Raw genomic sequence first — 19,528 nt, forward strand, 5'->3', positions numbered from 1 at the left:
GCTGGCCTCGTGGCATCAAGCGGTGAATGTCAGAACGCGAAACAGCTACAACCCAGCGCGCCCCAGAAGCCGTTCGAATCGCTGACCGGCACGTTCTTGCGCCACGCCCAGCCGTGCGCGTGGGCATGCACGCCGCACAGATTGACGCAACCGTCCACGCACGCCACCGCCGTCGGTTTATAACGGCTGTAGCCGCCGAACTCCGCGACCGGCGACCACGACGGACTGACCGGCAGATCAGGCGGCGCGAGCGGCGCGAACTCGTCGTCCGCATAGACGATCTTGCCGCCCACCACCGTCATGTTCGAGGTGAGGAACTTGATGCGGCTCTCGTCGACCGTGAAGAAGTCTTCGCTGAGCACCGCGAAGTCCGCGAACTGGCCGGGCACCAGCGCACCCTTGCGCTCCTCCTCGTTCGAGAACCATGCGCTGCCCACCGTATAGCGGCGCAGGGCTTCCATGCGGTCGAGCCTGTTCTCGGCCGAATACATCTGCGTGCCGCCCACCGTCTTGCCCGACACCATCCAGTACAGCGAGACGAACGGATTGAAACTGGCGACGCGGGTCGCGTCCGTGCCCGCGCCGACCGGCAGGCCGGCGTCGAGCATGTGGCGGATCGGCGGCGTGCGCTTCACCGCTTCTTCGCCGTATTGATGGATGAAGTACTCGCCCTGATACGCCATGCGGTGCTGGATCGCAATGCCGCCGCCGAGCGCCCGCACGCGCTCGATGTTTTTCTGCGTGATGGTCTCGCAGTGGTCGAAGAACCAGCGCAGTCCGTTGAACGGAATTTCGGCGTTGACGCGTTCGAACACATTCAGGAAGCGTTCGATCGATTCGTTATAAGTCGCATGCAGACGGAACGGCCAGCGGTTCGCCACCAGCAGCTTGACGACGGCTTCGAGTTCGTCTTCGAGCGAGTCGGGCAGATCCGGACGCGGCTCAAGAAAGTCTTCGAAGTCCGCAGCGGAAAACACCAGCATTTCGCCGGCGCCATTCACGCGCAGGAAGTCATCGCCCTCGCCGGGTTTGGTCATCTTCACCCACCGGGCAAAGTCTTCGATTTCCTTCTTGGCGTTCTGCGTGAACAGGTTGTAGGCGATCCGCACGGTCAGTTCGCTGTGCTTCGCCATGTCCATGATGACGGCATAGTCGTCGGGATAGGCCTGATATCCGCCGCCCGCGTCGATCGCGCTCGTCACGCCGAGGCGGTTTAGTTCGCGCATGAAATGGCGCGTGGAATTGCGCTGATCCTCGGGCGCGAGCTTTGGGCCTTTCGCGAGCGTCGCGTATAGAAGTCCGGCGTTTGGCCGCGCGATCAGCATGCCCGTCGGATTGCCGCGCTTGTCGCGCTGAATCTCGCCGCCGGGAGGATTAGGCGTGTCTTTCGTATAACCGACCGCGCGTAGTGCCGCTGCATTCAGTAGCGCGCTGTCGTACAGATGCAGGATGAACACCGGCGTATCCGGCGCAATCGCATTGATTTCTTCGAGCGTCGGTCCTCGGCGCTCGGCGAACTGGAATTCGTTCCAGCCGCCCACCACGCGCACCCACTGCGGCGCCGGCGTGCGGGCCACCTGCTTGCGCAACATGTCGAGCGCGTCGGCTAGCGACGGCACGCCGTCCCAGCGCAATTCCATGTTGAAGTTCAGGCCGCCGCGAATGATGTGCAGGTGCGAGTCGTTCAGCCCCGGAATGACCGTACGGCCTTTCAGATCGATGTGGCGTGTCGCGTCGTTGGCGTGCCGCATCACGGCATCGCGCGAACCCGCAGCGACGATACGGCCGTTCGCCACGGCGAGCGCATCGGCGAAAGAGCGCTTGTCGTCCTGCGTGGCGATCTTGCCGTTGAAAAAGACGACCTCGGCCGGCGTCGGCGCGGAAGGTGTGGAAGTCATGGCGGTCCTCATGGGAGAGCGCTCCGCCGGGCACGCACGGAGCTATTTCCGGGCAAGCCCGGAAATGGAAAACAGGGAAGCCTGGAGGCGCACGGCCGGCGCGCCTTCCAACGAGCACTCGAACGGATGCCGCAGCCGGCACGAGCCTGGTGGATATGCCGGCCCACGGTTGTTGAACGGCGCAACATCCATACGCTCCGGCCGGCGTCACGCCGCGCCGGTGCGCTGAGTCAGCCGGTTAGCCCGCTTCGCTCGCGTGCTCGCCGAGAATCGACTTCGCGTAACGCACGCCGATGCCATAGGCGCTGTGCGCCTTCAGGATGTCCATGCAGCCTTCGTACGTTTCGCTGCGTCCCCAGTCGCGTTGCAGTTCGAACATGTACTGGAACGAGGTCATCGGTACCGCGCCGGCCTGGATGATGCGTTGCACCGCGCGTTCGTGCGCTTCCGTGGTGATGTCGCCGCATGCGTCGGTCGGCACGTAGATTTCGTAGCCTTCATTGATCATCTGGATGGTCGGGAACGATACGCATACTTCCGTCCACAGGCCGGCGAGCACGATCTTCTTGCGGCCGGTCGCCTCGATAGCCTTGCGGAAGTTCACGTCTTCCCACGAGTTCATCGACGTACGGTCGATCGGCGTGTACTCCGGGAAAACCGATTGCACTTCCGGCACCATGTCGCCGCTGAACGACTTGGCGGCCACCGTGGTCAGGATCGTCGGGACCTTGAAGAGCTTCGAGGCCTTCGCGATTGCCTGGACGTTGTGCAGGATAGTGGTCCGCTCATGCGACGTCGTTCCGAAGAACATCTGCGGCTGGTAGTCGATCAGGGCAACCGCACATGAATCAGGGGTCAAGAGTTCTTTAGGCATTACGGGCTCCGTATTGAATGGACAAAGCATGTCTGAGAGACGTGCCGTGCTCGCTTGAACAGCGAGGAAAACTGGAGCCGAGTCTATCGACGGGGCTTCGCGGAGTCCTTGTGGAAGTCCTTAATCGTTCTTAAAAATGATGACGGCGCGGAGTCGATTGCATTCCTGCAAGCGCCAGTGCGAGATGTCGCCAGGTGGTGTCGGCGCGCGCCGGTAGATCGGCGTACACAAGCAAGCGCATTCAGAAGAATTAAGCAATCTGAAGTTCTCTACAGCGGCTCGCACCGTACGATTGAAAACTGCGATGGCCGCCACAACGGGCGGCAGCGGCAACGCACACGCAGGCAATGCATCCCACTCACAGCATGGAGAGCGTCACACGATGAACACGGTAACCACGAAAGACGGCACGCGAATCTTCTTCAAGGACTGGGGCACCGGCAAGCCCGTTGTCTTCTCGCACGGCTGGCCGCTCGACGCCGATGCGTGGGACGCACAAATGCTGTTTCTGGTGCAGAAGGGCTATCGTGTCATCGCTCACGACCGGCGCGGCCACGGCCGCTCCGATCAGCCGTCGCACGGCAACGACATGGACACCTACGCCGACGATCTGGCCGCGGTCATCGACGCGCTCGACCTGAAGGACGCGACGCTCGTCGGCCATTCGACTGGCGGCGGCGAGGTGGCTCACTACATCGGCCGCCACGGCACCGCGCGGGTGGCGAAGGCCGTGTTGATCGGCGCCGTGCCGCCGCTCATGCTCAAGACCGAAGGCAATCCGGACGGCCTGCCGATGTCGGTGTTCGACGGCATTCGCGCGAACGTGGCATGGAACCGTTCGCAGTTCTATAAGGAACTTGCCGTGCCGTTCTACGGCTTCAACCGGCCCAATGCCGAAGTCTCGCAAGGCACGATCGACGAGTTCTGGCGCGAAGGCATGCGTGGTTCGATCCAGGGCCAGTATGAATGCGTCAAACAATTCTCCGAAGTGGACTACACCGAGGACCTGAAGAAGATCGACGTGCCCACGCTGATCCTGCACGGCGACGACGACCAGATCGTGCCGATCGACGACTCGGCCCGCCTGTCGGCGAAGCTGGTGAAAAACGCCATGCTGAAGGTTTATCCGGGTGCACCGCACGGCATGTGCACGACGGAAGCGGCTAAGGTCAACGCGGATCTGCTTGAGTTTCTGCAAAGCTGATGACGGCCGGGGTGCCGGTTGTGGATGCAGCGGCAGGGGGCAAGTTGGTTACGTTGTAGACGCGGCGCGGCAGCCTGGTGGATTCACTTCGGCGGGCGCCGCGCCGCGTTGTTTTTACGGGCTCGAATCAGATCGTCCAATATAGGTTGTCGGCGTTTTAGCTTTGCGTTCCTACTCCCCGCCGAATGCCGGTTCAGAATTTCCATGCCGCATTTGCAGGGCGCCATGGTTATCGCGACGGCGCACAGATGTAATCAAAGGATTACGGGTAGCCGCGCCGCATATGCGCGGCGGTGCGACAAAGTCGGTGCGACTGCCTTACGTTCGCGCCAGAGTTGCATCTCGCGGATTCGATAGGTTGTCATCGGACCCGTTGCAGTCTTCCGACGCAAAGTAATGTCAACGGCCGCTGCATGTCCGTTGCGGCCGCTCATCACGTTCAATTGAATTGGGTGACAAACGTCCGCTCCTCTTGCATTTTTGTCGCGGTTGCGCTGCGCCCCGTGACCCGTACGGCTACCCAGCTAGCTGCTGACCGCTAGAGCGCACGGATTTTCTGTACGACGGAGTCCGCGCTCAGGGATGGCGCGGCCAGAATATGTTCGACGCGCGCGGCTTGCTTTCGAACAGGGTGGACGATATCGTTCGTGATACTTACAAATCCTTCCGCCTCCAACGTTTTAACCACCCTCTCTACATAATCAGATACTTGACGCTGGGTGATTCCGCGGAAAAGCGATGCCATCTTTCGTCCACCGCCGGCCTGTTTGTACAGTTTGCGAAGTATCGTCATCAACGCCTTCATTTGTGCTGGCAGGTTCGACTGTAAGACGGCGTTATTGGTCGCCATATCGTCGAAATTTTCGACCGTACAGTCCACGAATATCTCCCTAGGCAACCCTCTTTCATCTGCGATGCCAACCGCACGGAGAATGAGGCAATTGTGAAAGGTTATTCCTCCTGCCATACCTTCGGCACTAACGATCAGTTCCGAGATTAAGCAATCACGCACGGTCATCCCTTGAACAATTACGTCCTCGAGATTAATCTTTCCAAGAGTTGCCGACGAAATTTCCAGCCCCCTGAAATCAATCTCTGGTAGCCCTTCCTGAAGCGCCATGCTAAGTATGACCGACATAAGGTCAGCCAAGGCTTGCGCATCCTGGTTGTTTGCCGATGATTGGCGGTGAAGTGACTGTGCGACCGAAATTAGCGTGGATGTCTGGTAACCCTCGCGCTTTAGTAAATGCGTAGTCATGGCAATAGCTTTCTCCGATAGCTCTGCTATGGCTAGCGAGTTGTTATCTTTAAAATTCTCGGCGATCAACCTAAAGAAAGTTCCGCCTTGCAGGGCCGCGAGCATATCTTCGTCCACAAACGACCTAGAACCAGGATCTTGCTCGCGCTGGGTTAACCCAGGCAACCGTTGCAATTGAGCTAGCACCCCTTCGCCAGCGGACTGGCCTGTCTCGGCAAAAAAGGCATCGGAGAGGTCTGCACCAGTGATTGGTCCTGTTCCGGACGATCGACCACGTACCGAAAAAGCAAGCCGCTCCATTACGGCACGTAAGGTTTGTGCTTCCATGGTAGCGGATTCCAGTGCCGCCTCGCGCTCGGTGATTTTCGTCAGAAAAGAATCCCACGCGTGACCAAATCCCGCAGATCCATCGATGTTTGTAATTTCACCGATAAGATCTTTCTGGATCAAATAACCGAGCAAAAGTGGTTTTCTTGGTAACCAATCAGGAAGCTCCTTCGAGACTCCATTTTTATCTAGGAACTCGCGGACGCCGTCTTCTGTGAATTCACCAAGCCGGAATGCCTTGCATACTTTAGCCCCGACGGAAAGGGCAGCGGTAATCTCGCTTTCATCATCAAAATAGTGATCACGGCCGCAGATCAGTACGCCAATTCCAGCGGGAATCTTTGCCAAAAAGTCTCGCACTCCAGTTAATGCCTCCCGGCGAGCCTCACGCATAAAGGTTTTATCATCCTTTCGGATGATCGATTGTGCGGCAACCTCGTCGAAACCATCAAGCAGTAAAGTCGCCATTCCTGACCGCCATGCAATCGTAAGATCTTCACGCGGCGAGTAACCAATAGACCGAGCATGCCTCTCAAGCATTTCATCTGCATAGGGTTGCGCCCAGTGTTCTCGCAGATTAAGTGAAAGCGGCACCGGCATATGAGAATTTCTCTGAAACTCGTCAGCCAATCTGAGAAATATTTGCCGGGTCGTGATACTTTTACCTGCCCCAAATGGCGCCAACAAAAATGCTATGCCACCAGACTTGATACACCCAATTACTTCATCAAGATCCGACTGCTGATTCAGGGAGAACGAAAGTTTCCGACCGGGAGCCTTGTCTGCAATAAGATTAATGGGCAATTCTACATACTTAGCGTCGTCGATTGTTATGGAGTCTGTATGTGGGTCACGGCAGAACCGAACACTGCCTTGCGGCGGAGATTCAGATATTTTAATCCATCAAAAGCACGGCGCCGAAATTGATCCAGCGTTATTAATGTAACCTTGTTTTTCCTAGCAACCTCAACATGCTGCGCATCCAGTTGCTTCTCAGTTATGAGCCATTTTGAAATTGATATCGCCGTCTTGATTTCATGCGTTTCTGCGGCATTCAGTTTTTTAACGTCTGCCCGCACCTTCTCCAGCCGAGTACTCGTGGTCACCATGATGAGGTGGGTAACGTCCCTCAAACGGGCAATCCCGTCGAGCTCTTGGATCACCGCATCGCCTTCGTAATGCGATGGCTGACAATCACCTGGGGCGAGGCCCCAGACGGCCTCGGCCGCCTGCCGTACATTCGCTTCAAATTGCATGTTGTATTTGTATTCGGCGTCACTCATTATTTTCCCCGGTTCATCCTCTTTAAATCGCATTGACCCCGATGATTTGACGTGCCCGTGATCTCTGGCACGCAACAAACGTCGTTGTTAATCTCGCAACCTCCGCATCTTACCGTTTATTCGCTCAGACTTTGGTGACCGCGGTGTATGCCATCCTGTGCCTGAGATTATGAGCCCTTGTACTCCGCTGGCAAAAGCAGCTAGAGGTTGGCGAATGATGCTAAGGGTGCCGTTCTTTTGCGACGGATATTCAAACACCCCTGCCGCGGGCCTGATGCCCACGCCGGGTTGACAGAAGGCTGCAATCGGCAGCAGCCGCCCCGAAGCGGACAGTCACCTTCGCCGGAAGCGGTCGCTCGAAACAGACCCAATCTACCTCGCCGTCGACCGGCCACACAAGATCCAGCCCCTTCGAATACGTCACGCGGGAGCATGGGATTCAAGCCAGCCGTTCGCTCAAAGATCACCTTCAGTGCGGTCGAGATCACGGGTTCGCGTCTCTCGGCAGACATGAGTCTTCCTGTGAGTCGCTTCCTCGTTGTCGTGCAGTTGCCGGTTAAATAGATCAGGGATCTACGAGGTCTTACCACCAAGGCGAGGAAAACAAGATCCATTTCACCCGCTGACTTCCCTCCGAGCTGGTCAACAGATCGATGGGACGTTGATTGTCCAACATCGGAACTTCGCTATACAGCCATCGGATCGCATCTGACTTCAGGCAACCCCAGAGAGCCGTGGCAACGGTGTCGTCCGCAACCAACCTCATCAGTTCGTCGGTAATGCTGTTCACCTTCCACTCTGGGGCCAATGCTTTGACAAACCCGTCCCAACCGTTAAGCTCCGGATTCACTTGCCTCCTGCAGTCCATGAATTCAGCTCCTTGGTTGTAATTGCCGACAATTTACCTGAGGTGCTCGACTGACGGATAGTGGCCGGAACTGGCCTGAAGCCTTTGGATCAGTCCGCCTCCAAGCGCACGTTTCAGAGGTGTTGGAGGCGGAGACCTACCCACCGTTCATGACAACTGGATCGATCTCACTATCCGTCAGCCCGAATCTCGCCATGCGAGCGCGATGATCCGGCGAGCCGAGATATGAACGAAGTCGCTGATTCACCGATCTTAGAAGATCCGCGTTCTGTCGGTTAAATGAAAATGCACCCAGCGGAGGCGTCCGCTGTCTACCGTTCATTTCCGGCTCGTGCGCGACCGCCTCGATCATAGAGCGGCCCATTCCGCTCGCAACAATTCGATTTCCCAAAGCCGTACTCGCATATGCGTCAATCGCGCCAGAAAGAACGGCCGCGATCGCGTCGGCTTGTCGCTCGAAGATGACAATTTGCTCCTCGCTTACCCCCGACGCCGTCGCCGAATCGTGCTGTACCTGTCCGCCAATGATGCCGAGGCGCGCATCAGGACATTCGGCGATTGAGGAGTAGCTACTGAGCGCTTTCGGGTTTCCAGGTCGAACGAGAAAGCCGTCCTCGATTCCCCACACCGGCACGCTGAACGCGACAGTATTGGCACGCTGCGGCGTCACAAAGAGAGGAACGTTCATGTCCCAGCGACCTGCTTCAACGCCGGGTAGCAATTCGCTGAACGTCGTCAGGCAATGCTCGATCCTACTGACGCCGATCTGACGCAGGATCGTCCTCGCGAGCTCGATATCAGCACCGGTAGCGGTGCCGTCGGCTTCGGTCCAGCCAAACGGCGGTTCCTCGATATACGCAATCGTTACCTTCATCGCTTCGTCTCGCAAACCGAAAAACGGCCGTCAAGTCTGGGGCCGATTGTTGACGATTTTACTCGCATGCACGAATGTCGCTTCATGGCCAATTTTTCGAGGGATGCGTTCGTCTCTCATCGTCGATGCTCGTTCAACGCCCCTCAGCGGTCGAGGCGGCATAGCACCGGATCTGCGTCGGCCGAGCCGCTGTTCGCGGCGACACGTACGGCCGGTGAATACCGTGCGCACAGCGCAGATGGCACACCGACCGAAAACACACCACCGGAGGATGTGAGTGAGTGGCCGGCGTTCAGCGACGCTGCTCAGCGCCTCGCCTTCGCGACGCGCATTCCGAGTCCGACCGCGATCGTGGTGGCGCCGGACTGAGCCATAGCAGCACGCGCGGCGCTCGAAGTGTCTGACTTGATGGGTTTATGGCGACGTCTTCCTGGCCAGAACGTAGTAATACGATCGGCCGCCCTGGTCGGAGTATTCGAGAAGGTAATCGCCATCAGGAACCGTCATGGGTTCGAACGTGGTTATGATTCCGCGGTCCTTGACTGTGCGATCCAGATCCGTTGGCGTATTCAAGCTGTAGAAATTGACCCCATAGGCGGGCGAGTCGCACATCATGGCCGAATAACTCCTGCTTGCCCAACCGCGACACTTCTTGCGACAGAAGGGCAGATCCGGAAGTCGGGCTCGTCAACGTGATGTCGAGCCCGTCAGAACCGTAGGCTTTGCGAATTACCGCACCTGTGAAGTGGCGGTGATCGCGACGGCTATCGACGATCTCGTAAGTACCAGCCAGGTTAACCGTGGCCGTATGCAAACCGGATTTCTGTTCTCCAACCGGGCGCGGGTCGTGGTAGGTCAGGCAACCGTACAGAGAAAGTGGCAGGCAAAGCGCTGCGAGGTAACAAAGGCGCATAGTTGTTGTTAAGTGCTGTGCGGTGTTCAAGAGGTACCCTTGTTAGGGAAACCTATGGCTAGCGGCTAGCCTGTAGTGGTTAAAACCGTTCCGTTTTTCGCAATGCGTGCGTTTTTTCCGGTGACGTGAGCTATCATTTCCCAGGCTTATTCGTTACTAGAACACGGACTTAATGATGCGTTTTACCCCCGCAATCAGGTCATCTACTTGAACTGTTGTTGGCTCGGAGTCCTTGCTGTGGTCACACACATTCCTCACGTCCGCAAGGTGCTGAATGAACCGCCACGTTGCAATGTCGATTGCATTCTCAGACTTTAAGCGCCGTTGAAATCAGCGATGGTGAGATTCTTTTTCGCGAAAGTAAAATTGCGATTGTCGCACACGACCCAAGTATCTTTCCAGCACAACTCCAGCAACTGCACCGGCACCGGCACCGGCACCGGCACCGGCACCGGCACCACTGTGACCGAACATAATACCGGTTGCACCATGTTCGGCGTCGAAACCGTAGACAGAGACGGCACCCGTGTAATCAGATGTATAAAGGCACGCGCCGGTTTTCAACCGCGACAGTTGCAAAAAACCGGCCGGACGCTCGGCAAATCTCCTCATCCAGTTGCATCACAATATCTTTCGATTCACTTTCATAATTGGCGGAGTTTCGCCAAAAAATAATTCAAGTTAACTGCGAAACCGCCGTTAAGGAGACTTGAATTGACTCGGTTAGATTCGCGTACGCGCCCTGCGTTGTCGAATCTACGTGCCGTCAAGTTTGAACACAATGAGGGGCCGACGGTCCCGCTTTTCATCGAAGTACCCATCGTCATTAGCCGGGCTCAGTAATGAATCTAAAAGGACTATCTCTATTCTTGTGTTCCGCCGTATTGGCAGGATGCGCGACGACTCCGCCGATCTCGCTGACCGCGCAGGAGCAGCACGAACTCGCAAGCGTTACCGGCACATTGTTTATCCCGCAAAGCAGTTTGCTCATCACCGTTACACCGACCAATGCAGGCGCAACGGGTCTCCTGGGGGCGCTGGTGGCGGCTGGAATCGATGCCGCCCGTCGATCTTCCGCAGAAAAAGACGCCGCCCCGATCATCGAGCAACTGCGCGATTACGACTTCCGCACGGTGATGAAACAGGCCTCTAACGATGCACTCGGCACAGTCACGGATGTCAAGTTCAGAGCGCCGTTGGACGTAGATACGGTCGCTTCGAGCACGCAGAAAAGAATCATCTATGACAAGTCGTCGGCAAGTGCGATCCTGTTTGTTGACGTCGGCTACCAGATGCAGTCGGGAAATCTTTATATCTCCGCTAACGCGGTGATGTATCCAAAATCCAATGAATTGCTGCAGTTCAGGAAGAAGCCGAACGAGTCGGACCCGCTAGACGCTGGCAATGCCATCTATCGAAAGACGTTCAACTTCGGGAAGCAGAATGTTTCGGCGACCGACATCAAAAGTGGTCTGACCGAAGGCGCTAACAGTATCGCGACGCAACTGGCAGCCGACCTCAATCATCCGCTTTGACTCACCGGGCTCGTCACGTGGATATAGTGGAAAAGAAAGATTCCATAACCCATGCAAGAGTCGATCGAGCCAGCATTGCTGCGAGATGTCGTATCGGCCTAAAGTTTTCGTCTTATAAGCCGATACCTCTGGGCTGAGCCGTCAACCTCCGGCGGCTCGAAACTACCTGTTCTATCGCAAGCGACGACGCTGTTCGGGGGGCCAGTGGACTAATGTCACTTGGCAAGGCCTTTGGGTTTTACGTAGGGGCAGTGATCGCGCTCGTTGTTGGCGCTTTGATAGCTGGAGCAGCTAAAGCACCGTTCGTTTACTTTGTCGTTTATTTTGCCTGCGGCATCTTTTTAAAACCGTACGGTGTTGCGAAACTTGATTACGTTCCACCCAGTGTATAACACGCTGCAAAACGTTTTCTCGACTAAAGTTCGCGCGCTGATATTCTGGCCCATTTCTTACCTGGTCCTGATCGGCAAAATTGCCGTAGTCCGCGCTATTTGATCTGGCCACCCCGGGAAGCTTCTCCAGCCGTGCGCTCGACAGGCAGACTGAGCGCCACATCGGCTATGCGACTGCCGGCGCGCTGCCTGATATACGGTGCATAGAACGATCCGGAGCAGTCCGTCCGCTCAACGAAGCAGCCCTTGCCGGATCGGCAATGACGTGAGTGCTGTTCCGTTCTGGACGCGCTCTCGTCTTATGCAGCGCAGCCGCTAGTTCCGCTCACATTGGTCGGCGCGATTCTATAAACAATGCTTGGCGTGTCTCCCGGTACATCGTCGAGAGTTCCGAATTGAGTTAACCCCGCCTTCTCCAGAACGTTCCGAGAGGCGACATAGTTGCTCCGTACCAAGGCGAAGATCTCCTGCAAATGCAGGGCTTGAAACCCGAATTTGATTGCCGAGGTAGCCAACTCGGTCGCAAGCCCTCGCCCCCACGCCTCTACCCCGAGCCGATAGCCCAGATTCGCCTTTACCTCATCGCCGAATGGCCTATATGAAAGGCCGCCGAACCCGACAACCTCGCTCGGCCGGGCTGCCCAGGCAACTGCCCACGCGCCGAACCCGTTCCTGATCCAATGATCGAGCCATTGAGCCATTGTTGTCTCGGCGTCGGCGAGGGAGCGCATCGGCCCAGCCGGATTAAATGCGTTTGTGAGTGGATCACCATAGATACGGAACAGAGCATCTACATCCGAGTTGGTCGGCTGACGCAGAATCATTCTTGCGGTACCGATGTTGTGCATTGAAACGATCGCATGCGCGCTGGTCATACGTTGTTTTTGTCCCTCTGGCGCACTAGGTTAGGTAGGACGACGATAGTAGCAGAACGAAAACGAATGCGACTCTCGCCCAGATAAGACTCGGATGTTGTCAACAACTAACGCGGCCCTGTCGAGGGGCCGTTGTTGGTAGCCGAGCGACGGTATATTTCAAGTCGCTTCACCGAACTGGCTGCGATATTTGAGGAACCCGCGCTTCCGGTCGCCACGGAAACCGGCGTTCTCGAAGAAACGGTGTGCGTCCACGTGAGACGCCGAACTGAGCAGCATCATTTTCGAACAGTTCTGCGAGAGGCAGAATCGCTCGACCTCCCCTAATAGCGCCTGCCCGATCTCTTGTCCACGGCATTCCTGATAAACGACGAGATTCTCGAGTACAGCAAAAGGCTGTCCGGCGTACATAACGTCCGCACAAAGGCAAACCAATACGGTACCCCGGACATAGCCATCAATCTCGCAGACTAGGAGGCGAGTGCGACGGTCTACCTCAAGCGCTTCGACCTGGGACTCCGTAACCATGACGTTTTCGTCGTCGACCAACTGGCGATACAACGCCTGAAGGATTTCCGCGTCGGCGCGCCGCGCTGCTCGGATGTACTTTCCAGCGCGAGATTGTTGATGATATGAACGCCCACGTCGGCCGGCCGTCTATTGCCGACCAGCGTCCCACGAGCGAGCGCGATGCTCATCTCGGCCGCGCGATGCAAACGGCACGAGCCAACCCTGAACGGTCTCTCAGGTTTGTCGAAACCGGTCATTCACAGTCCTTGAATTTACCGGACGAATAAACCTAAATCAGCGCAAGTTCATTCGACGCACGCCGGCGTTCCTCTACCATTGCTTCGATTAAAGAGGCAAGATCGTCTGTGGCCGGATCACGAATCCCTGACGAGCGATGCAATTCGAGATCTGCTGGCGGTAGCGGCGGCAACCCTTCAGCGGCACCCAATACGCGCCAGTTGGACGGCAGCGTACAGCGGTCAATGATCGTCGCCGCCGCACCGTGATTCACGGCCACCTTGATGCCGGTCGGGCTCTGGCTCGTATAGATCACGTGATACGAGCGGTCCAGTGCCGCCAGCGCCTCAAGTCCTCGCTGCCGGTAGCAGCAAGTCTCCGGAAACAACGCGAGCGGCACCGAGGCCTTCCGGTCGAGCACGAAATCCTTGTGCGCCGCCCACACCACATTTTCCCGCCCCAGGCTCCGGCCACCCGTCGTCGAACCGTGCCGCACGACGAGTGCGAGATCCAGCTCGCCCGCCTGCAACCGCTCCAGCAATTCGAGCGACATCCGGCAATGGATGTGCGGCCGCGCACCTGGCCGCAGCTCATAAAATTTTTTCAGCAGATCCGGTAGCCACAGTTCGGCGTAATCCTCAGGCAGTCCAAAACGGATCACGCCTTCGCGGCTGCTCCGGTTTAGTGCAGCGATCGCTTCGTTTTGCACCTGAATAATGCGCCGCGCGTGAATCAGGAAGTTCTCCCCGTCGCGCGATAGCGCGAGACGCCGGCTATTGCGCAAGAACATGTGTGTTTCGAGACGCTCTTCAAGGGTGCGAATCCGCAGACTGATAGTGGATTGTGTGCGATGCAGTTGCTTTGCGGCAGCGGTGAAGCCGCCACTGTCAACGACAGCGACGAATGCACGCACCAGTTCGGGGTCCAGAGAGCTGAGTTTGGACCAATCGGGTCCGCTGATGGCTGCCATCGGAATTACTCGCTTTCCAAAGAAATTTGGCGATCAAAACATGAGGACGTCGGTGAGCTGATTGTTGTCGAAAACAATTCAGCTCACAAATCAACCTTCGAACCACAAAACTGGAGCCGCACCGTGTCAGCCAGCCTGCCTCTTGCCGACGCCGAATGTACCGATCTGGGCGATATAGTCGATACCGAGCGTTATCCGTTGCACGATCCAGACCACCCCCGCATGCGTGAGCTCGTCGCAAGCTGCCGGGCGCATCTTGCCGGCAACGGCAGCGCCGTGCTGCACGGTTTTCTGCGTTCGGCTGCTTTGGAGCAGGCTCGCGCCGAAGGGTTGGCGCTCGCCAGGAAGACGTACTTTTCGAGCCGCAAGGTCAACGCATATTTCACCGCCGACGATCCGTCTTTGCCCGAGGGCGATCCGCGCCGCGTGTTCATGGACCGTACCAGCGGCTTCGTCACGCGCGACTTGATTCCGGGCGACGCGATCATTCACCGCATCTACGTGGCTCACGCCATGAAACGCTTTGTCGCGGCTTGCCTTGGCGAAGAGCGTATCTGGGAATACGCCGACCCGTATGCAGGCCTTGTACAGAACGTCATGCCGCCGGGCACCGAACAGCCGTGGCACTACGACACCAATGAATTCATCGTTTCGATGATGACGCAACAGCCCAACGCGGGCGGCGATTTCGAGTACTGCCCGAACATCCGTTCTCCTGGCGGCGAGAACTACGGCGGCGTCGGCGCGGTGGTACGCGGCGAAACTCGTGCGCCGATCAACGTCATTACGCTGCAGCCGGGCGACCTGCAACTGTTCAAGGGCCGTTTCTCATTGCACCGCGTGACGCTTGTGCAAGGCGAGATTGACCGTCATACCGCGATCTTCGCGTATTCGAAGAAGCCTGGCGTGATTGGGCGGCTGGAGCGTACCCGCCAGCTCTATGGACGCGTGTCCGAGATGCATCTGGAAGCCGAACAAAAGCTGGTCCGTGCCGACAATCTTGTCGATTGAAGTCGCTTTCAAGTCCCTGCCGAAGCCGCTGCGGTAAACCTCGTCGTTCCCAATACTTATAACGCGCTCTCACTGACACCATGACAATTCTTCGCCCGACTCATCACCCGGAAGATTGCGAACCGACTGCGGAAGAAATTGCGCAGATCCAGCGCGACCGGCTCGCCGCCGTGCGCCGCGAACTCAGGAAGCGCGACCTCACCGCCGCGATCCTTTTCGATCCCACGCACATGCGCTACGCAACCGGTTCGCGCAACATGCAGGTCTATTCGATGCGTAACCCTGCGCGCTATGTGTTCGTGCCCGCCGAAGGCAAGGTGGTTTTGTTCGAATACGCAGGCTGCGATTTTCTGGCTGAAGGACTCGACACGGTTGACGAGGTACGGCCCGCCACGGCGATTTCCTACTACTTCTGCGACGATATGCTCGGCCGCGTTACCGAACGCTGGGCCGACGAAATGGACGAGCTGGTAAAGCAGTGCGGCGGCGGCAAGCGCATCGCAATCGAAAGCGCGACCTCGGCAGCGGCGTTCGCGTTGCAGGCACGCGGCTACCAGATCTCCGACGCACAGGAACCGCTCGAGCGCGCTCGGGCGATCAAGGTGCCCAACGAGATCAAGATGATCCGCTCGTCGCTGCGCGCGGCCGAAGAAGGCGTGCGCAAGCTGGAAGCTGCGCTCGTGCCCGGCATCAGCGAAAACGAACTGTGGTCGCATCTGCACAAGCACATCATCGAGACTGACGGCGACTATGTTGAAACGCGACTCATCAGTTCGGGGCCGCGAACGAACCCGTGGTTCCAGGAAAGCAGTCCGCGCAAGATTCAGGCAGGCGAACTGGTTGGCCTTGATACCGACGTGGTGGGGCGCTTCGGCTATTACGCCGATTTTTCGCGCACCTTTCTGTGCGGCGACGGTCCCGCAACACCCGCGCAAAAGAATCTCTACCGCCTCGCTTACGAGCAAGTCCATTCGAACATGGAAAATGTGCGCGCCGGCACGACCTTCCAGGAGTTCATCGCCAAGGCCTGGAAAATCCCCGGTCCGTATCAGGCACGCCGCTACTTCGCCCTCGCGCATGGCGTGGGCATGACCGGAGAATATCCGTACATCGTTCATCGCGAAGACAACGAAGCGAAAGGTTACGACGGCGTGATCGAGCCGGGCATGACGCTGTGCATCGAGAGTTATATCGGCCACGAAGACGGCGGCGAAGGCGTCAAACTGGAAGAACAGGTGTACGTACGTGACGATGGCCATGTCGAACTGTTGTCCGACTATCCATTCGAAAACCGCCTGCTCGCCTGATTTTCAAGCACCTACGGCTGCTTGGTGAGCACAAAGGCGGCCTTCCCTGATCCAGGAGTTGAATATCTATGAATAAGTGGCTGAAAACGGCATTGCTAGTTCTTGCGATGTGTCATATATCAGCGGCCGCTGCTGGGCCGAAGGACACGCCGATCACGATTGGCGTGAACAACTGGGCGGAGAACATTGCAGTCGCGAATCTATGGAAAGTTTTGCTCACGCAGAGGGGCTACACGGTCAACCTGCAACCGGGCGACAAGGCAATCATCTATAGTGGCGTCGCACAAGGAAAGCTAGACCTGACTTTCGAGGTATGGCTGCCGTCGGCCGACGCCGCCCCCTACGACAATGTGAAGGCCCGCGTGGAAAAAATCGGCCCTTGGTTCGATAAAGCGCAACTGGGTTTGGCCGTACCGGATTACGTAAAGATCGACAGCGTCGATCAGTTGAATGACCAGGCAGCTCAGTTTATGCACGATGGCCACGCTACGATCTTCGGCATCGAATCGGGCAGCGGGCTGATGAAGCTGACGGCGAAGGCGAAGACGGACTACAGCCTGAATTACTCGGTGCTGGCGTCGTCGGAGGCGGCTATGCTACTGCAGTTAGCGCGCGCCGAACAGGGACACCAGCCAATCGTGGTAACACTGTGGAATCCCCATTGGGTGTGGGCGAAGTATCCGATGCACTATCTGAAGGATCCGAAGGGCACATTCGGCACGCCGGATGCGATTTATTGCATCGCTGCATCACATTTCTCGCATGACTATCCGGATCCGTCGCGCTGGCTGCATCAGTGGAAGATGGATGACCAGACGCTTGGCTCGCTTATGGACGATATTCGGACGGGAGGCGAGGCCACGCCGGAAAAAGGTGTAGCGGCGTGGATCGGCAAGAATCCTTCGCTAGTAGCGCAATGGTTCAAGTAGCCGTGGCGTTGATGTAAAACCTACCCGTTCGTCATGCAATCGCGACGACGTCAGCCGCCCGATGTCACGCGACTATTGTCCCGGATCGACGCCATCCCGCCGATCCGGGAGCCGAGGTGGCGGCCCCTGTTGCCGTTCAGATTTACTGCTAGCCATGATCACAGATACTGCTAGCGACGAAAACTTCGAAAGCCTCTCAGGAAAGACAGCGCGCGACTTTGGGCTGAAACAGTCTGCGCTGCATCGTCGCAACAAAGTAAGCGATCGATAAACGACGCCTTTCAGTCATCGAACGTGTAAGAACGTTCTGATAATCTTCGCCTCTCATTCTCGCTCACCAGGAGCAATGACATGCGTTGGATACTGATTGTTGTACTGGCAATCGTATGCCCGTGCTCCGCGCTAGCCGCCCCGGCCGCTTTTTACGCAGGCGTAATCCGTCTCACGGTGGCGGGCGAGGCGGCTCCTTTCGACGCGGTCGTCTTTTACCCTACGCTTGAACGTGAGGTTCCGTGGCAAGCGGGTCCGTTCACCGTCGAGGCGACGCGCAATGCTTCGCCCGCACCGCATAGTCGCTTCCCGGTCGTATTGATCTCACACGGGCGAGGTGGCGGCCCCCTCAGCCACCGTGAATTGGCTAGCGTTCTGGCTCGCGCCGGATTTATCGCCGTCTTGCCGACCCACGTTGGTGACGCTTCAGGCTATCCCCGAGCGCCCTCGCAAGCCCAGATTCTGATCGATCGCCCCCGGCAGGCGGAAGCCGCGCTCAATGCAGTCCTCACAGATCCACGGTTTTCGGCAAGCGCCGACGCCGGACGAATCGGCATGATCGGATACTCGGCAGGCGGCTACACGGCGCTGATTCTGGCGGGAGCGAAACCCGACTTTGCGTCCGCCAGTGCATACTGCGCGAGCCACGATGATCCCGGATCGTGTCCGCGTTCAGCATCCGGCAATGGTACGAACGGCGCCCAGGGTAAAGCGGCCGTACCCAACCAATTGGTAAGCTGGCAACCGCCCGTTGATCGTCGCCTGAAGGCCTTGGTGCTGATGGATCCATTGGCCATGATGTTTGAGGCGCCTGGCTTGTCCGCTGTACGCGTACCGACGATGCTTTATCGACCGCAGGACGACAGCTATCTTGGTTCTGCGAGAAACTCTCTCGCCGTTATGTCAGGCTTGCCCACACCGCCTGCAACCCACATCGTGCCAGGCAATCACTTCGTTTTCATTGATCCTTGTCCGGCCTCGGTCGCAGTCAGTGCGGCGCTGATCTGCCAGGACGCGCCCGGGATCGATCGGGTGGAGATTCACCGACAGATCGATCAGGAGGTCGTGAACTTCTTACGAGCAAATCTATAAGTCATCCGGGATGAGCTGACATGGCCCACGGCATGAGCGCCGCATAGTCGTCGGCGGTTGTAGCGAGGGGCAACTTCTCCAACAGCGAGACGGCAACAAAAGTGGGACCGATGTTCGCCAATCTGCGAGCGCGCTTGCCAAGTTTCCCCTGCCCTGCGCGTCTGACACGATTGTCGACGATTCACGAGATACACTTGAGCGACCGTTCTGCCCTGCCGCCGCTCGAACGCAACTAGACGTCACCGATTTGTGTCCCCGCCTGTCCATGCTCACAAAGGACTGTTCTGCGCATATTGAGCGAGCCGCTTGTCGATCCATCCCCGGTTCCTGATGGCTTGTCACCCTCACCAGGTGCTATGTTAAGTACTGCGGGACTAATGGCGAAAATCAGTGATGGGAGAGGAATAATGGCGAAAATTATCAATCTCTATCGCTATCCAATCAAGGGGCTCTCTCCCGAGCCCTTGACGGAAATGGCCGTCAGCCACGGGCAAGGACTGTCCTTCGACCGCGCATTCGCGCTGGCGCTCGGCACGACGCGTTTCGATCCGGAAGCCCCCGAGCCGCTCGACAAGGGCCATTTCCTGATGCTGCGCAAGAATGAAAAGCTTGCCGCGCTGGCGACGCGGCTGGATCCAGAGACCGGCACGCTAACCATTCGCTATCGCGGTGAGCTTGTGCTTGAGGCGGCGACGACGAATGCTGCGGGCCGTGAGGCGATCGAGGATTTCATGGCGACTTATCTGGGCGAAGCGACTGAAGGCCGCCCCCGCCTGGTCTCGGCCGCAGGCCACAAATTCACGGACGTCGGCGTGGTCTCGCCGGTCATGATGAAAGCGATCTCGGTGATCAACCTGGCCTCCGTGCGGGCGCTTGAGGAGGCGACCGGGACTTCCGTGCA

The 19,528-nt window shown here is 57.7% G+C and carries 17 protein-coding genes; 8 read left to right on the forward strand and 9 right to left on the reverse strand.

Annotation, left to right across the window (positions count from 1 at the left end):
• Positions 1-29: 29 nt before the first annotated feature.
• Positions 30-1,898 (reverse strand): amidohydrolase, encoded by a 1,869-nt coding sequence (locus tag B0G73_RS38240; protein ID WP_106286220.1) that lies wholly within the window; start codon positions 1,896-1,898, stop codon positions 30-32.
• A 238-nt stretch (positions 1,899-2,136) separates the two neighbouring features.
• Positions 2,137-2,772 (reverse strand): hydrolase, encoded by a 636-nt coding sequence (locus B0G73_RS38245; RefSeq protein WP_106286221.1) that lies wholly within the window; start codon positions 2,770-2,772, stop codon positions 2,137-2,139.
• 304 nt (positions 2,773-3,076) lie between these two features.
• Here B0G73_RS38245 and B0G73_RS38250 point away from each other — a divergent pair, with 304 nt between their 5' ends.
• Positions 3,077-3,976, forward strand: coding sequence for an alpha/beta fold hydrolase (locus B0G73_RS38250; RefSeq protein WP_374957059.1), 900 nt, complete (start codon positions 3,077-3,079; stop codon positions 3,974-3,976).
• Positions 3,977-4,514: 538 nt separating this feature from the next.
• On the opposite strand, the gene B0G73_RS38255 is transcribed toward B0G73_RS38250, so the two are convergent.
• The 4 genes from B0G73_RS38255 to B0G73_RS38270 form a co-directional block, all read right to left on the reverse strand.
• Positions 4,515-6,365, reverse strand: a complete 1,851-nt coding sequence (locus tag B0G73_RS38255; RefSeq protein ID WP_146144284.1) for an NACHT domain-containing NTPase — start codon at positions 6,363-6,365, stop codon at positions 4,515-4,517.
• Between the two features lie 26 nt (positions 6,366-6,391).
• The gene (locus tag B0G73_RS38260; RefSeq protein WP_106286224.1) at positions 6,392-6,844 is read right to left on the reverse strand and encodes a hypothetical protein; all 453 of its coding nucleotides are present in this window, start codon (positions 6,842-6,844) and stop codon (positions 6,392-6,394) included.
• Positions 6,845-7,427: 583 nt separating this feature from the next.
• The gene (locus tag B0G73_RS42050; RefSeq protein WP_106286225.1) at positions 7,428-7,712 is read right to left on the reverse strand and encodes an antitoxin Xre/MbcA/ParS toxin-binding domain-containing protein; all 285 of its coding nucleotides are present in this window, start codon (positions 7,710-7,712) and stop codon (positions 7,428-7,430) included.
• Positions 7,713-7,848: 136 nt separating this feature from the next.
• Positions 7,849-8,586: a transporter substrate-binding domain-containing protein gene (locus tag B0G73_RS38270; RefSeq protein WP_106286226.1), complete on the reverse strand. Its 738-nt coding sequence runs from the start codon at positions 8,584-8,586 to the stop codon at positions 7,849-7,851.
• A 1,249-nt stretch (positions 8,587-9,835) separates the two neighbouring features.
• On the opposite strand from B0G73_RS38270, the gene B0G73_RS40860 reads away from it, so the two are divergent.
• Complete coding sequence (locus B0G73_RS40860) at positions 9,836-10,174, forward strand: hypothetical protein (RefSeq protein ID WP_181196762.1); 339 nt, start codon at positions 9,836-9,838, stop codon at positions 10,172-10,174.
• A 167-nt stretch (positions 10,175-10,341) separates the two neighbouring features.
• Positions 10,342-11,034 carry a hypothetical protein gene (locus B0G73_RS38280; protein WP_146144285.1) on the forward strand — a complete coding sequence of 231 codons (693 nt, stop codon included), beginning with the start codon at positions 10,342-10,344 and terminating at the stop codon, positions 11,032-11,034.
• A gap of 691 nt (positions 11,035-11,725) precedes the next feature.
• On the opposite strand, the gene B0G73_RS38290 is transcribed toward B0G73_RS38280, so the two are convergent.
• The 3 genes from B0G73_RS38290 to B0G73_RS38300 all read right to left on the reverse strand — a co-directional run bounded on the left by B0G73_RS38290 (position 11,726) and on the right by B0G73_RS38300 (position 14,018).
• A complete protein-coding gene (locus B0G73_RS38290; protein WP_219907330.1) occupies positions 11,726-12,301 on the reverse strand; it encodes a GNAT family N-acetyltransferase in 576 nt (191 codons plus the stop codon).
• A 159-nt stretch (positions 12,302-12,460) separates the two neighbouring features.
• Positions 12,461-12,850 carry a GNAT family N-acetyltransferase gene (locus tag B0G73_RS38295; protein WP_219907331.1) on the reverse strand — a complete coding sequence of 130 codons (390 nt, stop codon included), beginning with the start codon at positions 12,848-12,850 and terminating at the stop codon, positions 12,461-12,463.
• A 250-nt stretch (positions 12,851-13,100) separates the two neighbouring features.
• Positions 13,101-14,018 (reverse strand): LysR substrate-binding domain-containing protein, encoded by a 918-nt coding sequence (locus tag B0G73_RS38300; protein ID WP_106286229.1) that lies wholly within the window; start codon positions 14,016-14,018, stop codon positions 13,101-13,103.
• Here B0G73_RS38300 and B0G73_RS38305 point away from each other — a divergent pair.
• From B0G73_RS38305 to B0G73_RS38325, 5 genes are all read left to right on the forward strand, one after another.
• Positions 13,905-15,029, forward strand: a complete 1,125-nt coding sequence (locus B0G73_RS38305) for a hypothetical protein (RefSeq protein ID WP_219907333.1) — start codon at positions 13,905-13,907, stop codon at positions 15,027-15,029. The genes B0G73_RS38300 and B0G73_RS38305 overlap by 114 nt on opposite strands.
• A gap of 80 nt (positions 15,030-15,109) precedes the next feature.
• A complete protein-coding gene (locus B0G73_RS38310; RefSeq protein WP_106286231.1) occupies positions 15,110-16,336 on the forward strand; it encodes a Xaa-Pro peptidase family protein in 1,227 nt (408 codons plus the stop codon).
• Positions 16,337-16,404: 68 nt separating this feature from the next.
• Positions 16,405-17,265: a glycine betaine ABC transporter substrate-binding protein gene (locus tag B0G73_RS38315; RefSeq protein WP_106286232.1), complete on the forward strand. Its 861-nt coding sequence runs from the start codon at positions 16,405-16,407 to the stop codon at positions 17,263-17,265.
• 351 nt (positions 17,266-17,616) lie between these two features.
• The gene (locus tag B0G73_RS38320) at positions 17,617-18,627 is read left to right on the forward strand and encodes a dienelactone hydrolase family protein (protein WP_106286233.1); all 1,011 of its coding nucleotides are present in this window, start codon (positions 17,617-17,619) and stop codon (positions 18,625-18,627) included.
• A gap of 407 nt (positions 18,628-19,034) precedes the next feature.
• A partial coding sequence (locus B0G73_RS38325; protein WP_181196763.1) for an MOSC N-terminal beta barrel domain-containing protein occupies positions 19,035-19,528 on the forward strand: 494 nt, incomplete at its 3' end.

Source organism: Paraburkholderia sp. BL25I1N1 (assembly GCF_003002025.1).
Lineage (GTDB): Bacteria > Pseudomonadota > Gammaproteobacteria > Burkholderiales > Burkholderiaceae > Paraburkholderia.